Genomic DNA, 18,073 nt, shown 5'->3' with positions numbered 1-18,073 from the left:
GAGATTCATGATGTCCCTCAACAGAATGCAAATTGTTAACTGGCTCTATCGCTGCGGCGAGATCTTCACCACAGAAAGTGATTTTCTCACCGGACTTGACCGGGAGATCGGCGATGCCGACCACGGTCTGAACATGCATCGTGGTTTCAGCAAAGTCGTTGAAAAGCTGCCGTCCATCGCAGACAAAGACATCGGCTTTATTTTGAAAAACACCGGTATGGTGCTGCTCTCAAGCGTCGGCGGGGCCAGTGGACCGCTGTTTGGCACCTTTTTTATTCGCGCCGCCCAGGTGACTCAGGCTCATCAAAGCCTAACGCTTGAAGAGCTGTATCAAATGATGCGTGATGGCGCAGAAGGCGTGATTAGCCGCGGTAAGGCTGAACCTGGCGACAAAACCATGTGCGACGTCTGGCTACCGGTGGTCGAATCTTTACGTCAGTCCTGCGAGCAAAAGTTAAGCGTACAGGCAGCGCTGGAAGCGGCAAGCCAGCAAGCGGAAGCCGCAGCACAAAGCACCATCACCATGCAGGCTCGCAAAGGCCGTGCCAGCTATCTTGGTGAGCGCAGTATTGGGCATCAGGATCCCGGCGCAACATCGGTGATGTTTATGATGCAAATGCTGGCTCAGGCGTCCAGAGAGTAAGGATAAAGCGATGGTAAACCTGGTTATTGTTTCTCACAGCGCCCAACTGGGCGAAGGCGTCGGGACGCTGGCCCGGCAGATGTTAATGGGCGGTGATTGCAAAATCGCCATTGCCGCAGGCATTGATGATCCTGAGAATCCGATTGGCACCGATCCGATCAAGGTGATGGAAGCCATCGAGTCCGTGGCCGATACGGACCACGTGCTGGTGATGATGGATATCGGTAGTGCATTACTGAGTGCGGAAACCGCGCTGGAACTGCTCGACCCAGGCATTTCCGCCAAAGTGCGTTTGTGCGCAGCACCACTGGTTGAAGGCACACTGGCCGCGACGGTTAGCGCCGCCGCGGGTGCTGATATCGATCGGGTCATCCGTGATGCCATGAACGCCCTCGACGCCAAATGTGAGCAACTGGGTTTACCTTCGCCATCCGCAGCGAAACCCGCATCTGCTGCACTGTCTCCCGATGCAGATGCCCGTTCTGTTGCCATTGTGGTGAAAAACCCTAACGGCATCCACGTTCGACCGGCTTCGCGACTGGTTTCCGCGTTGTCTGGTTTTAACGCCGACATATGGCTGGAGAAAAACGGCAAGTGTGTGGTTCCTGATAGCCTTAATCAGATAGCTCTGCTGCAGGTACGCTGTAATGACACGCTACGCCTGATTGCCAAAGGCGAACAGGCAGAGGATGCGCTGGCCGCATTTAAACAGCTGGCAGCAGAGAATTTTGGTGAATCGCTCGAGTCCGCTAATGCTGATAACAAGGCAACTCAGGCTCCCTCAAAAGTCACGGGGACGGCATTCTGTCACACGCCGTTCTCGCCCGAGGTAAACCCGCAGCCAGCCGCATCACTCCAGGCTGAGCAGCAGCGATTACAGACCGCCATCCAAAGTACGCTGAACGATCTGAGCGAACTCACCGCACTTGCTGAAGAACGATATTCCGCAGATATCGCCGCCATCTTCTCCGGGCACCATACGCTGTTGGACGATCCTGAACTGTTTGAAATGGCCTGCGATGTAATGCGCGAAAAGCAGTGCAGCGCCGCCTGGGCCTGGCATCAGGTGCTGAGCGATCTCAGCCAGCAGTATTTACAGCTCGATGATCCTTATCTGCAGGCGCGATACATTGATATTGAAGATTTGCTGTCTCGTTCACTGCAGCATTTGACGGGGGAGAGCGCGCAAATTCCCGCGTTCTTGCGCCCCACTATCCTGGTCGCTGATGTCATTTATCCGTCTACGGTCCTGCAACTCGATCCGAAGACCATCAAAGGTATCTGCCTGCGGGACGGCAGCGAAGCCTCACATCCGGCGATTATCGCTCGTGAAATGGGTCTGTGCTGGATGTGTCAGCAAGGCGAGACTCTCGATAGCATCAAGATGGGCGATACTCTGACCATTGACTGTGTCACACAGCGGATAACCCGCGCAAACTGATTCCGAAGCACACCCTTTCCAACAAAGGGTGTGCTTCTTCTCTATTCACGCCGGGAAATGTCTGTTTATTCGCAAAATGGGGAGCCGATCACGCGCAACGGTCATTCCTGAACTAAGGTTTTCTCATGGTAAATGCCGCTACTTCGGCACGCCGCTAAGGAGATTAACCGATGATAACGCCAGCAACTCGCCATCCTGGCCTGCTCTCTGTTGCAATAAAACTGACGCTCGCAAGCACCTTTTTTGCCCTTTCCTCTTTTACCGTCAACGCCGAGGACGCACCAGCCGCTACGCCTGCGCCGCCTGATATTCTGCTTGGCCCCCTGTTTAACGATGTACAAACAGCCAAACTGTTTCCTGACCAGAAAACCTTTGCGGACGCGGTGCCAAACAGCGATCCATTAATGATCCTTGCCGATTACCGGATGCAGAAAAACCAGTCCGGATTCGACTTACGCCATTTTGTCGAGGTGAATTTTACGTTGCCGAAAGACGGCGAGAAATACGTGCCCCCGGCCGGGCAATCATTACGCGAACATATTGACGGCCTGTGGCCGGTACTCACCCGTTCGACAACCGACGCTGAAAAATGGGATTCGCTGCTGCCGCTCCCGGAACCGTATGTGGTACCTGGCGGGCGTTTTCGCGAAATATATTATTGGGACAGCTATTTCACCATGCTGGGGCTTGCCGAGAGCAATCACTGGGATAAGGTCTCGGACATGGTGGCAAACTTCGCTTACGAGATTGATTCCTGGGGACACATTCCTAACGGCAACCGCACCTACTACCTGAGTCGTTCGCAACCGCCGTTCTTTGCCTTTATGGTTGAACTACTGGCGCAGCACGACGGGAATGACGCGCTGAAAAAATACCTCCCGCAGATGCTCAAAGAGTACAGCTACTGGATGGAAGGCGTCGAAACACTGCAGCCCGGTCAGCAAAATAAGCGCGTGGTTAAACTGGATGACGGCACCATTTTGAACCGCTACTGGGATGAGCGCGATTCGCCCCGGCCAGAGTCGTGGGTAGAGGATATCGCCACCGCTAAAAGCAACCCGAACCGCCCGGCCACAGAAATCTACCGCGACCTGCGTTCAGCTGCCGCGTCCGGCTGGGATTTTAGTTCCCGCTGGATGGACAATCCTAATCAGCTGGGCACTCTGCGTACCACCAGCATCGTTCCGGTCGATCTCAATGCGCTGATGTACAAAATGGAAAAAATGATCGCCCTCGCCAGCAAGGCTGCTGGTGATGATGCCAAAGCGGCGCAGTACGATGGCTACGCTAATGCCCGACAAAAAGGGATCGAGAAGTACCTGTGGAACGACAAGGAAGGCTGGTATGCCGACTACGATCTGAAAAGCCACAAAGTACGCAACCAGCTCACGGCTGCCGCCCTGTTCCCGCTATATGTCAATGCAGCGGCAAAAGATCGCGCCAGTAAAGTCGCCACGGCCACCCAGGCACATCTGCTGCAACCGGGCGGCCTTACTACCACGTCGGTGAAAAGCGGCCAGCAGTGGGATGCCCCCAATGGCTGGGCCCCGCTCCAGTGGGTCGCAGCATCCGGGTTACAGAATTACGGTCAGGATACTGTCGCCATGGACGTGACCTGGCGATTCCTCACCAATGTTCAACACACCTACGATCGCGAGAAAAAGCTGGTTGAGAAGTATGACGTGAGCACCACTGGAACCGGCGGTGGCGGCGGTGAGTATCCGTTGCAGGATGGTTTCGGCTGGACCAACGGCGTAACGCTGAAAATGCTCGACCTGATTTGCGCCAAAGAAAAGCCCTGTGACAACGTACCCGCGTCGCGACCTACCCCGGCAAGTACTGCGCCAGTCGAGTCTAAAAAACAGACTCAACCGACGCCATAACATCATAGCCTGAGCCGTTTTACTTCCTGAATCCGCGCTTCGTCGCGGATTTTTCTTTCTTATATTTCCCCCTTCCAGCTGTCTCTATGGCCTCTAGCCCTTATGGGGTATCCGGGGTTTTCATCCGTGAGAAATTGATTCTGAACATGTTTTTATTCGCTGTATATGTAAATATATAGCGATTTTGTAACCTTCAGGATAACAATAATGCCACTGACAAGACGGATGTTTGCCCAACTCGTGGCATCTGCACTGCTGCTACGCCATCTTCCCGCGTTTGCTCAAACCTCGCTGACTGTGGCCATTGGAGACTCTCCGAAGCCAGAAACGACCCAACGCGTGGTCAGCGCGGGCGCGCCTGCTGACATGCTGCTGCTGGCCGTCGCACCGGAAAAACTGGTGGGGCTTTCCTCCTTTGATTTCTCTCGCCAGACCGCCATCCCGTTTAACGATAACATTCGGACTTTGCCGAAACTCGGCAGGCTGGCGGGGCGCGCCAGCACGCTCTCGCTTGAAGTACTCCTGGCGCTTAAACCTGACCTGGTTATTGACTGCGGTAATGCCGATGAAACCTGGCTTTCTCAAGCCAGACAAGTGAGCGCACAAACACACATTCCCTGGCTGCTGATTAACGGCGAATTGCGCCATACCCCAGAACAGTTACGCGCAGTCGGTGAAGTATTGGGCGTCGTCTCGCGAACCGCAATGCAGGCCGCGCTGGCCCGTCGATTTATCGATGATGCAATAGCTTTCTCGCATTCACCCGCGGCGAATCTGCGTTTTTATGCCGCGCGCGGTGCCAGAGGACTGGAGACTGGTTTACAAGGTTCTCTGCATACCGAAGCAGCAGAACTACTGGGGTTGCACAATGTGGCGCACATCCCCGGACGACAGGGGCTCACACAGGTCTCAATGGAAAATCTGCTCAGCTGGCAGCCGGATATTATCCTGGTGCAGGATGCAGTGACAGCGCAGTTCCTACGAGAAGATCCGGTCTGGCAAGGGGTCAAAGCGGTTGCTGACCGGCGCATTCTGTTTCTCAGCGGTCTGCCGTTTGGCTGGCTGGATGCACCTCCTGGCATCAACCGTTTACTGGGGTTACGCCGCCTGCACGCCTGGCTTGATCCACAGGTTGAAGCGAGCTTTAAAACCGATATGCAGAACTACAGTGAATTGTTCTGGCACACCACGCTAAGCGACGCACAGTATCAAAGGTTGGTGGCAGTCTGATGAAAACATCAACCCTCGGTTTTCTGATGATTGCTGCGGTGGTGCTTTGCGCGATCGTCGCTGCGGTATCAGGCGCGTATCGCCTGGATGCACAGCAGGTTCTGAATCTCGTGGCCGGTACAGATGGCGTTCCAATGCAGGACAAAATCGTTTTCTGGCAAATCCGCCTGCCACGCATACTGGCTGCATTGCTGCTCGGCGCGGCGCTGGCGGGCGCAGGAACCACCTATCAGGGCATGTTCCGCAACCCACTGGTCTCGCCGGATATTCTCGGCGTGGCGGCGGGTGCGGGTTTAGGTGCCTGTTTAGCAATCCTGTTAGGTTTACCGATCCTGTTCATTCAGCTGTATGCGTTCATGGGCGGTTTATTCGTGGTCGCCGGTGTCTGGTTGATTACCCGGCGAGTCAAGCGTCACGACCCGGTGTTAACGCTGGTGCTGGTCGGGATTGCGCTGGGCACGGTATGCGGCGCGGGAATTTCGCTCATCAAAACGCTGGCCGACCCGTATACCCAACTCCCGTCTATCACCTTCTGGCTGCTTGGCGGTTTATCGACGATCACTTTGCACGATCTGTGGTTCTCGGCACCGCTGATCATCGCAGGAATGGTCCCGCTATTGCTGCTGCGCTGGCGCATGAACCTGCTCACCCTGTCGGATGATGAAGCACGATCGCTTGGGATCAACGTCTCGCGATTGCGGCTGGGACTGATCGTCTGCGCAACGTTAATCACCGCCTCTACCGTCGCCATCGCGGGCATTATCGGCTGGATTGGGCTGGTTGTACCGCACATCGGCAGACTCCTCAGTGGCAATAACCACCAGCAGTTGCTGCCAGTTTCCATGGGGATCGGCGCCATTTTACTGCTGCTCACCGATACTCTTGCCCGCACGCTGAGCAGCACAGAAATCCCGCTGGGGATCCTGACGGCATTTATTGGCGCACCGTTCTTTTTGTTGCTTTTGCTACGGGGAAATCGCCCATGACGCTTCTGACCCTCCGCCATGCGTCGCTGGGATACCACAGTCACCAGCCCGTGTTACGCGATGTCTCATTTCAGGTTTCGCCCGGCTCCGTCTGTTGTTTGATTGGGGCCAACGGCAGTGGAAAAACCACTCTGATGCGCACCATTCTCGGCGTTCTTTCGACGCTTCACGGTGACATTCTGCTTGATGGCGTCGCCATAAATCATCTCAGCGATCGGCAACGCGCCGCCGCTATCGCCTGGGTTCCTCAGGCACATGACGGCGCGTTTGCCTTCACTGCGCTGGACATGGTGATGATGGGGCTGGCCCCGCAATTGGCGGCATTTGCGGTTCCCGGCGCTAAAGAGCGTGAAAATGCGCACCAGCAGATGACGATGCTGGGAATTTCTCATCTGGCACCCCGGCGCTGGAACACGCTGAGCGGCGGAGAACGGCAACTGGTGTTGATTGCCCGCGCGCTGGCGCAACGCCCACGCCTTTTGTTGCTGGATGAACCCGCTTCCAGCCTGGATTTTGGGCATCAGATCCGTCTGCTCGACACGCTGGTGACGCTGAAAAATTCGGGTATGGCCCTGCTGATGTCGACGCATCATCCGTTGCACGCCCGGGCAATTGCCGACAGCGTGGTACGCGTTGAACCGGATGGCGAAGTGTCACAAGGACTTCCTGAACATCAGCTCGCCACCGATCGCCTGGCGGAACTGTATCGCGTTACACCGTCACAAATCGCTCACCATCTCTTTGGCTCACATAACTAAGGAATAAGAATGCTCATTGACGACATTGATTTTGCCGATCTTTACCGTAAACAGTTACAGCTGGCGAACAGAACCGAGAAAAAGCCGGAGCACTGGGATAAACGTGCGGAAAAAATGGCGGAAAATTGCGCCTCATTAACCGACAGCTATCTGCTGCAACTGCTGGGGAAAATCGACCTGAAAGGGGCGGAGTCGCTGTTTGACATGGGTTGCGGTCCCGGTACGGTCTCGCTGGCGCTCGCTAAAAAGATGCCAATAATTTACGGCGTAGATTACAGCCAGGGCATGCTTAGCGTAGCTGCCCGCCGCGCTGCGCAAATGAACGCCCGTCACGTGCAGTGGGTGCAGCGGGCCTGGGAGGAACACTGGGATGATTTACCCCAGTGCGATATCGCCGTCGCCTCGCGCTCTACGCTGGTTGCCGATATGCGCCAGGCGATGACCAAACTGAATAATCAGGCCCGACTGCGGGTTTACACCACTCATCTCGTCAGTTCATCTTTCGTTTCCCCCACCATTCAGCGTGCACTGGGCCGCGAAGTGATTGAGCTCCCCAACTATATCTATGCGCTTAATGTCCTGTATCAGATGGGGATCCACGCGCATGTTGATTTTATCCGCGGGCCCAACTGCCAGCAGGACAACAGCACCTGGACGCGTTTTCTGGAAAACGTGCGCTGGAGTATGGGTGAACTGAGCGCCGATGAGGTCGAACGTCTGGAAACCTGGTATCAACAGCAGGATCCACGCACGATTGCCCCCGCCAGCCGTGACTGGGCGCTTATCTGGTGGGACAGCGTGCCGCGGGAGGCGCTGCGATGATCTACTTTTCGCAGGCGCAAACCGACGCGCTGCTGCTGGAAGATATTCAGGGCGGCGATCTGACTACCCGCGCGTTGGGGATCGGCGCACAGCCGGGCGTTATGGCGTTTTATCATCGCCAGGGCGGATGCGTTAGCGGCACCGCCGTTGCCAGACAAATGCTCACCTCATTAGGGCTGACCGTCAGCGACATGGTGGCCGATGGTGAACAGGTAAGTGCAGGACAGCGATTGATTCGCGCACATGGTAATGCGGCGGCGCTGCACCAGGGCTGGAAAGCGGTACAAAATGTCCTGGAGTGGAGCTGTGGGGTTTCGGGCTATCTTGAGAGCATGTTGAGCCAACTGCGCCAACGCTATCCTGATGGGCAGATTGCCTGTACCCGCAAAGCCATTCCCGGCACGCGTTTGTTGGCGACTCAGGCAATACTCGCCGCGGGAGGCATTATCCATCGCGGAGGATGCGCCGAAACGGTACTGCTGTTTGCTAATCACCGCCATTTTCTTACCAACCCAAACGACTGGTCAGGTGCGATTGCGCGCTTACGCCGCCATGCGCCAGAAAAAAAGATTGTGGTTGAGGCAGATACGCCAGATGAGGCATTAGCCGCGCTACGCGCCGCGCCCGATGTCCTGCAACTCGACAAATTTACCCCTGAGCAAGCAACAGAAATTGTTCGCCAGGCCCCTTCTCTGGCCCCCCATTGCACGCTGGCGCTGACTGGCGGCATTACCCTCGCCTCGCTGGCGAGTTATCTCGACTGTGGCATCAGACTTTTCATCACTTCCGCGCCTTACTACGCTCCGCCCGCGGATATCAAAGTTAGCCTGAGCCCGGACGCACGTGGCATATAACATTAATAAATGGACTAAAAATAATGAATTTCAACAAAAGTTGTCTTTACACAGCCCTGTCGTTTGCTTTCGCGCACAGTGCTTTTGCTGGGCAGGAAAGCGAAACCATGACCGTCTGGTCAAGTCCGGCCTCCGCCGCAACCACTACGGTTCTCGGCCAGGAAACGATGCAGCAACTGGATAAGCAAAACGTGGCGCAGGCACTGAGCGTTGTCCCCGGCGTCGTGCTGCAAAAGTCAGGCAACCGCAATGAACAGCAGGTGAAAGTCCGCGGTTTTGACAGCCGTCAGGTTCCCGTCTATTTTGACGGCGTGCCGGTATACATCCCCTATGATGGCAACCTCGATTTAGGCCGTTTTCTGACCTCCGATATCGCTTCGGTTGAAGTCTCCAAAGGCTACTCGTCACTGTTACAAGGGCCGAACCAGATGGGCGGCGCCATCAATATCACCACCCAAAAGCCTACCAAACCGATTGAAGGCAGCATTGGCTATCGCCAGGGCTGGAGTCGTAGCAAAGACAATGCCCACGATATGCACGCTTCATTTGGCGCCAGCAATGATCTCGGCTATATCCAGCTCAGCGGCAGTCAGTTGAAGCAGGATTTCCTTGGCTTACCGCACGGTGTGGACAACCCTATTGCGGGCAGCAACGGCAAGATGATTAACTCCTCCGCCGATGACAAACGCGGTATCGTGAAGCTGGGCTTTACCCCACGTGGTAATGACGAATATGTGCTGACCTATATTAATCAGGACGGTGAAAAAGATAACCCGCCGTACGCTGGAGCCAGCAGTCAGAAATCACGCTACTGGCAATGGCCACAGTACGATAAAGAAAGCTATTACTATCAGGGCACCACCCATCTGGGCGATCGTTTCACCCTGAAAAGCCGTCTGTATCGCGACACCTTTGAAAATACGCTGATGATGTACAACTCACTTGCCGATCTGAAAAACAAGAAAGGCAACTACAGTCATTATTCAGACTACAGCGATGGCGCTGGCCTGCAGCTCGCTGCGGAAATGCGAGAAAACGACCTGCTCTCTTTCGCCGTGAACTGGAAAGATGATGTTCACCGCGAGAAAGGCGCTCCGAATGCAGCTTACGACCGTTACGAAGACCGCACCTGGTCCGTTGCCAGCGAATACCAGTGGGCAGCGGCGGATAACGTCGATGTAGTAGCTGGAATAAGCTATGACTGGCGCGACAGTCTGGAAGGCATGAAGCACGAAAAAAATGGTAGCGTCACCCACTATGATGACAACAATCAGTCGGCCTTCAACTGGCAGATGATGACCAAATATCACTTTGAAAATTCAGACACATTAGCGCTGTCCTACTCTGACAGAACACGTTTCCCGACTTTGAAAGAGCGCTACACCACCTCGAAACCGGCCTATAACCAGGTGGCGCTGGTCAATCCGCAGCTTAAACCGGAACGCGCCCGCAGCGTGGATCTGACCTGGAATGGTTCACTTGGCAAAGACTGGGGATTCGAAGCCAGCGTCTATTACAACCGCATCAGCGATGCCATTCTTTCACACAATATTGATGCCGATACCATCCAGAATCAGAACAGCGGCCGGGTGGATTACACCGGTCTGGATGCCGGCGTTAAAGGTAAAGTCTTTGATATGCTGGATGTTGGGCTGAGCTATGGCCTGATTCATGCGGATGTCAAACGCAGCGACATCGGCAAAATAACCGATTTGCCGACGCAAACCCTCACCGCATGGATGACGCTGAAACCGTGGGATCCGCTGAGCATTACGCTGTCTGAAGAGGCCCGCTCATCGAGCTATAGCAATAGCGACGGCTCGCAGAAAGCCGCAGGTTTCGCCATTACCCATTTACGCGCCGACTACGCCATCGGTCACGGGTTTAGCGTCAACGCTTCAGTCAATAACCTGTTCGATACACGATACGTGTACAGCGAAGGATTTATCGAAGAAGGCCGTAATTACTGGGCTGGGATTGAGTATCAGTTCTGATTTAACGACATAGAGAAACGGCCCCCACAGGGGCCGTTCGATTAATCTCGCCGTACAAGCCGGAAGACACCCAGCACAACAATCGCGCCGACCACGGCCACCAGGAAGCTATGGAGATTAAATCCGCTGACATCGCCGCCAATACCAAACATCGTTGCCAACCATCCACCGACCACAGCACCGACAATACCGAGAATACAGGTCAGGATAAACCCACCGCCATCACGCCCCGGCATAATCAGTTTGGCGATAACCCCCGCAATCAGACCAAAAATAATCCAGGCAATAATTCCCATTTTCAGGCCCTCTTTCCAGTGAACGCACGCGCAAGACATTCCTGCGCCAGCACTTAAAGTATAGGCAAGCCATCGCGACATGCTTTTATCACTCAGACTTAATTCATTGGGTTTGGTAAAAAATTTCATCCATTTGTATTAAGTTCCGTCGATTAATGCCGATAACCCAACGACAAACCAGGCATCCAGGAGTCATTAGGTGTGAGTAACTACAATGAGCAGTTCCTGAAGCAAAATCCGTTAGCGGTGTTAGGTGTACTTCGGGACTTAAAGTCGCAGCAGGTTCCACTGCGTATCTCCTGGTCAGGCGGCCAGTTCATCAGCAAAATTCTGACCGTCAGTCCCGATGAACTGATCATGGATTTTGGCAGCCAGGAATATGAAAACCAGGCCGTACAGCGGGCCAGCCAGATCTCAATTATCGCCGAAACGCAGGGAGCCAAAGTAGAATTCACCCTGCCACAGCTGAAAAAAGGCGAGTATCAGCAACTGCCGGCCTTTATTTCATCCTTGCCGCCTTCTCTGTGGTTTGTGCAGCGTCGGGAATATTTCCGCATCGGCGCTCCGCTGCACCCTCCCTATCGCTGCACGGCAAAAATGCCGGACAACAGTACGCTGTGTTTTCGCTTATTCGATTTATCGCTTGGCGGTATGGGCGGGCTGTTAGAAACGGCAAAACCAGAGGGGTTGGCAGAAGGTATGCGCTTCGCGCAGGTTGAACTAAATATGGAGCAATGGGGGGTGTATCACGTTGACGCCCAGCTTATTTCCATTAGTGAGCGCAAGGTTATCGATGGGAAAAACGAAACGATTACCACTCCCCGCCTGAGCTTTCGTTTTCTCAACGTCGGCCCGGCGGTGGAGCGGAACTTACAGCGGATTATTTTTTCCCTTGAACGCGAGGCCCGGGAAAAGTCGAATAAGGTGCGCGAATAAACTCACACGAACTACATCACATCCAGCGCTTGTTGAAGCTTCCAGATATAGCGCGGGGCCTGCGGCGCCGGATGATTGTCCGCTACATGTTCAATAAATTCATCCGGGCTGAGGTCGTTGATTTTATTGATCGCTTTTTTCCTGTCGGAGGAGAACGTGCGTAGCAGTGCACCCGCACCGTTGGCGTACGATACTACCAGCGCATACTGCATCACCTGCGGATCTTCAATCCCGGCCAGCGGCCCGGTTTCGAGAATACTCAGGTATGCGGCCCCCATGGAGATATTGCGTTCGGGGTTTTTCAACTCGCTGGTCGACGGCTCTCCGCTCCAACCCATGCGGCGATAAACATCGCGTCCTGAAGTTGAGGCTTTCAACTGCATCAGACCAATCGCATTGGACTTACTGACCGCATTCGGATTTCCGCCTGATTCAATGGCGATAATAGCGGTAATCAATTGTGGACTGACACCCCAGGCCGCACCGGCTTTTTCACTGATCGGCATCCATTGCATTGCGCGTTTAACCGGAACTTCAGCATTCCACGGCGGGTTTTTGTAATCCTGTTTTGAACTACAGCCCGCAAGTAATACAACCAAAAAAGCAAACCATCTCAATTTCACGTCATCTATCCTTATAGCCGGAACCTGTCGCTGAGGTGACAACGACATACCTACGCGGCATGATATACATTTGGTTTTAGTTGTAGCAAGGAAATGCCATGTCCCGGTTTCACTTAATTGCCCCGTCGGGCTACTGTATCAATCAGCAGGCTGCCTTACGTGGGCTTGCGCGTCTTACTGAGGCCGGTCATCAGGTCGACAATTCATCGGTCATTGCGCGCCGCTGCCAGCGTTTTGCGGGGACAGAGGCAGAAAGGCTTGCTGATGTGAACTCGCTCGTTAATCTGAAAACCCCCGATACCATTGTGATGGCGGTACGCGGCGGCTATGGCGCGAGTCGTTTACTGGAAGAAATTGACTGGCAGGGGCTGGCAGCCCGCCAGCAACAAGATCCGCTACTGCTGTGCGGACACAGCGATTTTACGGCGATCCAGTGTGGTCTGCTGGCACAGGGGAATGTGATTAGCTTCAGCGGCCCGATGCTGGCGGCGAACTTCGGCGCCGAAGAAATGAACGCATTCACCGAGCACCATTTCTGGCAGGCTTTGCGTAATGCCCAATTTACCCTCGAATGGCAGGGTGACGGTCCGCAGTGCGCAACTGAAGGTACAGTGTGGGGCGGAAATCTGGCGATGATCATTTCGCTGATGGGTACGCCGTGGATGCCGACTATCAAAAACGGCATTTTGGTGCTGGAAGACATTAACGAACATCCATTCCGTATCGAGCGTATGCTGCTACAGCTGTACCACGCCGGAATACTGGCCCAGCAAAACGCCATTATCCTCGGCAGTTTTAGCGGCAGCGCGCCAAATGATTACGACGCTGGTTACAATCTTGATTCAGTTTGTGATTTTCTGCGCGCCAGATTGTCAGTACCGTTGATCTGCGGCCTCGATTTTGGCCATGAACAACGCACTGTCACCCTGCCTTTGGGAGCCAATGCGGTGCTGAAAAATGATAAAAACGGCACTCAGCTCACCTTAAGTGGGCATCCGGTACTAAAATCGTAAAAAAAGCAGCTAATGGGGCTAAGCAAAACGCTGTTTCTGTCGTTATTATGGTAGGGTTTACTAATACGAAACAGCGTAATTCAGGAGTAACCGAACGTTGGATGCCGCAGCAATTATTAGCCTTTTTATTTTGGGTTCCGTTCTCGTCACCTGCAGTATCTTACTCAGTTCATTCTCATCACGCCTCGGTATCCCAATTCTGGTGATATTTCTCGCTATCGGTATGTTAGCGGGCGTAGATGGTATAGGCGGCATACCTTTCGATAACTATCCATTCGCCTACATGGTGAGTAACCTGGCACTGGCAGTTATCCTGCTCGACGGCGGGATGCGCACCCAGGCCAGCTCTTTTCGCGTTGCGTTAGGCCCGGCGCTATCGTTGGCGACGGTCGGTGTGCTGATTACTTCCGGACTCACTGGCATGATGGCCGCGTGGCTGTTTCATCTGGATCTTATCGAAGGACTCCTGATTGGCGCGATTGTTGGTTCAACCGACGCCGCGGCGGTCTTTTCCCTGCTTGGCGGTAAGGGGCTTAACGAACGCGTTGGCTCTACGCTGGAAATTGAATCCGGCAGTAATGACCCGATGGCCGTGTTTTTGACCATCACGCTCATCGCCATGATCCAAAACCACGAGACCGGTTTAAGCTGGATGTTCGCGGTGCACATTATCCAGCAGTTTGGCTTAGGCATCATTATCGGTCTTGGCGGTGGATATATGCTCCAGCAGATGATTAACCGCATTTCGCTGCCTGCCGGACTGTATCCGCTATTGGCGTTAAGCGGTGGGATCCTGATTTTTGCCCTGACCACTGCGCTGGAAGGCAGCGGTATTCTGGCGGTTTATCTGTGTGGTTTCCTGCTGGGTAATCGCCCTATTCGCAACCGGTTTGGCATTCTGCAAAACTTCGACGGTCTGGCCTGGCTGGCGCAAATCGCCATGTTCCTGGTGCTCGGACTGCTGGTTACGCCATCCGACCTGCTGCCTATCGCAATCCCGGCACTGATTTTGTCTGCGTGGATGATATTCATTGCCCGCCCGCTTTCGGTCTTCGCGGGACTGCTGCCGTTTCGTGGCTTTAATCTGCGCGAGCGCATTTTCATCAGTTGGGTGGGTCTGCGCGGTGCGGTACCCATCATCCTCGCCGTCTTCCCAATGATGGCGGGTCTGGAGAACGCGCGCCTGTTCTTTAACGTCGCCTTCTTCGTGGTACTTATCTCGTTGCTGTTTCAGGGAACGTCGCTTTCATGGGCTGCTAAAAAAGCCAAAGTGGTGGTCCCTCCCGTCGGCTGGCCCGTGTCGCGCATTGGTCTGGATATTCATCCGGATAACCCGTGGGAGCAGTTTGTTTATCAGCTCAGCGCGGATAAGTGGTGTGTGGGCGCCGCACTGCGCGACCTGCATATGCCGGAAGAAACGCGAATAGCCGCCCTGTTTCGTGACAACGTGCTGTTTCACCCCTCCGGCAGTACGCGTCTTCGCGAAGGCGATGTATTGTGTGTTATTGGCCGCGAGCGCGATCTCCCGGCTCTTGGCAAGCTGTTCAGCCAGTCGCCACCTGTGTCGTTAGACCAGCGCTTCTTCGGTGATTTTATTCTTGAAGCCAGCGCAAAATATGCCGATGTGGCACTGATTTATGGCCTGGATGATGGCACCGAGTATCGTGATAAGCAGCAAACGCTGGGTGAAATTGTCCAGCATCTGCTTGGTGCCGCGCCGGTCGTCGGTGACCAGGTGGAATTCGCGGGTATGATCTGGACTGTGGCCGAGAAGGAAGATAATGCAGTGCTGAAGGTCGGTGTTCGCGTTGCTGAAGATGAGGATGAGTAAAGCGGATGTTTTGCCGGGTGGCGGCTGCGCCTTACCCGGCCTACAAAATGCACTGACTCTGAAGACCTGATAAACGCAGCAGCATCAGGCAATGCTATATAAAGTTACACCGTCACAACTGGCACGCGCAGCGCCAGAGAACACATTAACTCGTAGCCTACCGTACCTGCGGCGGTGGCCACATCGTCAATTTTAATCTCTTTGCCCCACAGCTCTACCGGCGTCCCGATCCCTGCCTGCGGGCACGGTGTCAGATCTACCGCCAACATATCCATTGAGACTGTCCCCACCGTCCCGGTACGTACACCATCCACCAGCACAGGCGTTCCGCTTGGCGCATGGCGTGGATAACCGTCTGCATAGCCGGTCGCTACAATGCCAATGCGCTGCTCACCGCTGGCAGTGTAACGTCCACCGTAGCCCACCCGATCGCCAGCTTTCAGCGTTTGTATGCCGATGATCTCACTGCTCAGCGTCATCACTGGCTTCAGGCCGGTATTGGCGATGTCCCGCCATTGTCCCGAAGGCGACGCACCATACAAAATAATGCCCGGACGAACCCAGTCATAATGCGCTTCAGGGTGCCACAGCGTGGCGGCCGAATTCGATAGTGACCGTCTGCACTCCAGCCCTTCAGTCGCCTGCGCAATACGCGCCATAGCCTCCTGGATACCTTCCGGGTGCTCTGCATCGGCAAAATGCGACATCAGCGTCATTTCGCCGACGTTGGGCATAGCCCGCAGCTGTTGCCAGACCGTGGGAACTCTTTCCGGTAAAAAACCAAGGCGGTTCATACCACTATTCACCTTCAGGTAAACATCGAGCGGCGCCTTCAGGCGCGCATTCTGCAATGCTTTTAGCTGCCAGTTACTGTGTACACAGGTGGTGAGTCGATAATTGTCATATACCGTCAGGTCTTCGGCGTGGAAAAAACCCTCCAGCATGAGTATCGGGCCTTTCCATCCGCGCTCGCGCAGGGTTATCGCCTCTTCAAGATTGAGCATGGCAAAACCATCGGTTGTGCCTAGCGCATTCCAGACGCGTTCAATGCCGTGTCCGTACGCATTGGCTTTCACCACCGACCAGACGCGAGCGTCCGGCGCGGCCTGGCGGGTAATGGTCAGATTTTGTTTCAACGCCTGCAGGTCAATGCTGGCCAGTATCGGGCGGGTCATCTCACGTCCTTATCAGTTATGTGCGCCATGTAAATGCCGTGGACGGGAGGGGGTAAACCCCGGACTGTAACGCGCCACGCTCAGATCGTCATAAGGTATGGCTGGCGTGCGGCCAGAAAGGATATCGCTCAGCAGCTGACCGGAGCCGCAGGCCATGGTCCAACCCAGCGTGCCGTGGCCGGTATTGAGCAGCAGATTCTTAAAGCGGGTGCGCCCCACCACCGGCGTTCCGTCCGGCGTCATCGGACGCAGTCCGGTCCAGAAGGTTGCCTGCTCCACATGACCGCCGCGCGGGAAGAGATCGCGTACGACCATTTCCAGCGTTTCACGACGAGGTTGTAGCAGTTCTGTATTAAAGCCGACAATCTCCGCCATGCCGCCAACGCGAATACGATTGTCAAAGCGGGTAATAGCGATTTTGTAGGTTTCATCAAGGATAGTAGAAACCGGCGCACCGTCGTCTTGCGCCACCGGAATGGTCAACGAATAGCCTTTGAGCGGATAGACCGGGATATCAACGATCCCTTTCAGCATTGCCGTGGAGTACGAACCAAACGCCATCACATAGGCATCGGCTTTAACTATCTCTTCGCCGCACTGGACGCCATAAATCTGCTCACCATCGCTCAGCAGCTTATCGACCGGGGTATTAAAGCGAAACTTAACGCCTGCCTGCTCCGCCATCTGCGCCAGACGCTGGGTAAACAGCTGGCAGTCGCCGGTTTCATCATTCGGTAAACGCAGACCGCCGGTCAGCTTGTGCGCCACTTCTGCCAGTGCGGGTTCGACTTCCGCCAGACGGTTTGCTTCCAGCAGTTGATATGGCACGCCCGCATCTTCTAGCACGGCGATGTCGCGGGTAGCGTTCTCATACTGTTGAGCGGTACGGAAAAGTTGCAGGGTTCCGCCCTGGCGCCCCTCGTACTCGATACCGGTAGAGGCGCGCAGCGCTTTCAGGCAATCACGGCTGTATTCCGCCAGTCGCACCATGCGTCCTTTATTTTCCATGTAGTGGCTGGTGTCGCAGTTGCGCAGCATCTGCCACATCCATTTCAACTGGAACTGGGTTCCGTCAAGACGGACGGCCAGCGGAGCGTGGCGCTGAAACATCCACTTAATTGCTTTTAGCGGTACGCCTGGTGCCGCCCATGGTGCTGCATAACCTGGAGAGATTTGCCCCGCGTTCGCCGCACTGGTTTCCAGTGCCGGACCGGGCTCACGATCAATGACGGTGACATCGTGTCCAGCCTGACTTAAGTACCAGGCGCTGGTCACGCCAACGACACCACTTCCCAGTATGACAACTCGCATAGCCACTCCGTTAACAGTAAAAGAACAATCATCTAATTACATCTTGATAACTCAGTTGAAAATATTATTCAACATATGGCTTTTTTATGGTGACTTACCTCACATATAGCGGTGATGGCTGGGGACTCTCCGCTTTGGCATCTCCTGCTGTGCGTTATTTTTATCCAGCATAAAATTTTGCGGCCATGCCATTTTTCGACGCCTCGCTAACGTGAAATCGCAAAGAAAAAATTTCTGCCGCAGCACGTTTTTTAACACCATGATCTATGCTTGACAT

General features: G+C 54.6%; 15 protein-coding genes and 1 pseudogene. 12 read left to right on the top strand and 4 right to left on the bottom strand.

The window, feature by feature from the left end; translation table 11 throughout:
* Positions 1-10: 10 nt before the first annotated feature.
* From dhaL to SK35_RS11065, 9 genes are all read left to right on the top strand, one after another.
* On the top strand, positions 11-643 hold the full coding sequence (gene dhaL / locus SK35_RS11105) for a dihydroxyacetone kinase subunit DhaL (protein ID WP_048216213.1): 633 nt from the start codon (positions 11-13) through the stop codon (positions 641-643).
* 10 nt (positions 644-653) lie between these two features.
* On the top strand, positions 654-2,084 hold the full coding sequence (gene dhaM, locus SK35_RS11100) for a dihydroxyacetone kinase phosphoryl donor subunit DhaM (RefSeq protein ID WP_048216212.1): 1,431 nt from the start codon (positions 654-656) through the stop codon (positions 2,082-2,084).
* A gap of 170 nt (positions 2,085-2,254) precedes the next feature.
* Positions 2,255-3,967, top strand: a complete 1,713-nt coding sequence (locus tag SK35_RS11095; RefSeq protein WP_048216211.1) for an alpha,alpha-trehalase — start codon at positions 2,255-2,257, stop codon at positions 3,965-3,967.
* 207 nt (positions 3,968-4,174) lie between these two features.
* Positions 4,175-5,197, top strand: coding sequence for an ABC transporter substrate-binding protein (locus tag SK35_RS11090; RefSeq protein WP_048216210.1), 1,023 nt, complete (start codon positions 4,175-4,177; stop codon positions 5,195-5,197).
* Between the two features lie 26 nt (positions 5,198-5,223).
* Positions 5,224-6,183 (top strand): FecCD family ABC transporter permease, encoded by a 960-nt coding sequence (locus tag SK35_RS11085; protein ID WP_414973911.1) that lies wholly within the window; start codon positions 5,224-5,226, stop codon positions 6,181-6,183.
* Positions 6,180-6,941 (top strand): ABC transporter ATP-binding protein, encoded by a 762-nt coding sequence (locus tag SK35_RS11080; RefSeq protein ID WP_048216208.1) that lies wholly within the window; start codon positions 6,180-6,182, stop codon positions 6,939-6,941. Before SK35_RS11085 ends, SK35_RS11080 begins: the two co-directional genes overlap by 4 nt.
* Before the next feature lie 9 nt (positions 6,942-6,950).
* Entirely contained in the window at positions 6,951-7,763 is an 813-nt protein-coding gene (locus SK35_RS11075) for a class I SAM-dependent methyltransferase (protein ID WP_032943738.1), read from the top strand.
* Positions 7,760-8,617 carry a ModD protein gene (gene modD, locus SK35_RS11070; protein WP_048216207.1) on the top strand — a complete coding sequence of 286 codons (858 nt, stop codon included), beginning with the start codon at positions 7,760-7,762 and terminating at the stop codon, positions 8,615-8,617. The genes SK35_RS11075 and modD overlap by 4 nt, the downstream gene beginning before the upstream one ends.
* Positions 8,618-8,640: 23 nt before the next feature.
* Positions 8,641-10,611, top strand: coding sequence for a TonB-dependent receptor plug domain-containing protein (locus SK35_RS11065; RefSeq protein ID WP_048216206.1), 1,971 nt, complete (start codon positions 8,641-8,643; stop codon positions 10,609-10,611).
* Positions 10,612-10,652: 41 nt separating this feature from the next.
* Here the strand turns inward: SK35_RS11065 and SK35_RS11060 are convergent, their stop codons facing one another.
* A complete protein-coding gene (locus SK35_RS11060; RefSeq protein WP_048212573.1) occupies positions 10,653-10,907 on the bottom strand; it encodes a GlsB/YeaQ/YmgE family stress response membrane protein in 255 nt (84 codons plus the stop codon).
* A gap of 201 nt (positions 10,908-11,108) precedes the next feature.
* Here SK35_RS11060 and ycgR point away from each other — a divergent pair, with 201 nt between their 5' ends.
* On the top strand, positions 11,109-11,843 hold the full coding sequence (gene ycgR, locus SK35_RS11055; RefSeq protein WP_048216205.1) for a flagellar brake protein YcgR: 735 nt from the start codon (positions 11,109-11,111) through the stop codon (positions 11,841-11,843).
* 11 nt (positions 11,844-11,854) lie between these two features.
* On the opposite strand, the gene emtA is transcribed toward ycgR, so the two are convergent.
* Complete coding sequence (gene emtA / locus SK35_RS11050; protein WP_016153365.1) at positions 11,855-12,466, bottom strand: membrane-bound lytic murein transglycosylase EmtA; 612 nt, start codon at positions 12,464-12,466, stop codon at positions 11,855-11,857.
* A 98-nt stretch (positions 12,467-12,564) separates the two neighbouring features.
* On the opposite strand from emtA, the gene ldcA reads away from it, so the two are divergent.
* Entirely contained in the window at positions 12,565-13,479 is a 915-nt protein-coding gene (gene ldcA, locus SK35_RS11045; protein ID WP_048216204.1) for a muramoyltetrapeptide carboxypeptidase, read from the top strand.
* 97 nt (positions 13,480-13,576) lie between these two features.
* A pseudogene (locus SK35_RS11040) lies at positions 13,577-15,244 on the top strand (potassium/proton antiporter); the annotation flags it as partial.
* A gap of 170 nt (positions 15,245-15,414) precedes the next feature.
* Here SK35_RS11040 and dadX read toward each other — a convergent pair.
* Positions 15,415-16,485 (bottom strand): catabolic alanine racemase DadX, encoded by a 1,071-nt coding sequence (gene dadX / locus SK35_RS11035; RefSeq protein WP_003833552.1) that lies wholly within the window; start codon positions 16,483-16,485, stop codon positions 15,415-15,417.
* 12 nt (positions 16,486-16,497) lie between these two features.
* Positions 16,498-17,796, bottom strand: coding sequence for a D-amino acid dehydrogenase (locus SK35_RS11030; protein ID WP_003833553.1), 1,299 nt, complete (start codon positions 17,794-17,796; stop codon positions 16,498-16,500).
* Between the last annotated feature and the right edge of the window lie 277 nt (positions 17,797-18,073).

Source organism: Citrobacter sp. MGH105 (assembly GCF_001037485.2).
GTDB classification, from domain to species: Bacteria; Pseudomonadota; Gammaproteobacteria; order Enterobacterales; family Enterobacteriaceae; genus Citrobacter; species Citrobacter portucalensis.
The sequence above is the reverse complement of the archived record's forward strand: the minus strand, read 5'-3'. Positions and strand labels throughout refer to the sequence as shown.

Bases quoted from the DNA above. Each gene is read 5' to 3' on its own strand.
- SK35_RS11075 (WP_032943738.1), top strand. From the start codon at position 6,951: ATGCTCATTGACGACATTGATTTTGCCGATCTTTACCGTAAACAGTTA.
- SK35_RS11065 (WP_048216206.1), top strand. From the start codon at position 8,641: ATGAATTTCAACAAAAGTTGTCTTTACACAGCCCTGTCGTTTGCTTTC.
- SK35_RS11080 (WP_048216208.1), top strand. From the start codon at position 6,180: ATGACGCTTCTGACCCTCCGCCATGCGTCGCTGGGATACCACAGTCAC.
- ldcA (WP_048216204.1), top strand. From the start codon at position 12,565: ATGTCCCGGTTTCACTTAATTGCCCCGTCGGGCTACTGTATCAATCAG.
- SK35_RS11095 (WP_048216211.1), top strand. From the start codon at position 2,255: ATGATAACGCCAGCAACTCGCCATCCTGGCCTGCTCTCTGTTGCAATA.
- modD (WP_048216207.1), top strand. From the start codon at position 7,760: ATGATCTACTTTTCGCAGGCGCAAACCGACGCGCTGCTGCTGGAAGAT.
- SK35_RS11030 (WP_003833553.1), bottom strand. From the start codon at position 17,796: ATGCGAGTTGTCATACTGGGAAGTGGTGTCGTTGGCGTGACCAGCGCC.
- dhaM (WP_048216212.1), top strand. From the start codon at position 654: ATGGTAAACCTGGTTATTGTTTCTCACAGCGCCCAACTGGGCGAAGGC.
- dhaL (WP_048216213.1), top strand. From the start codon at position 11: ATGTCCCTCAACAGAATGCAAATTGTTAACTGGCTCTATCGCTGCGGC.
- SK35_RS11090 (WP_048216210.1), top strand. From the start codon at position 4,175: ATGCCACTGACAAGACGGATGTTTGCCCAACTCGTGGCATCTGCACTG.
- dadX (WP_003833552.1), bottom strand. From the start codon at position 16,485: ATGACCCGCCCGATACTGGCCAGCATTGACCTGCAGGCGTTGAAACAA.
- SK35_RS11060 (WP_048212573.1), bottom strand. From the start codon at position 10,907: ATGGGAATTATTGCCTGGATTATTTTTGGTCTGATTGCGGGGGTTATC.
- SK35_RS11085 (WP_414973911.1), top strand. From the start codon at position 5,224: ATGATTGCTGCGGTGGTGCTTTGCGCGATCGTCGCTGCGGTATCAGGC.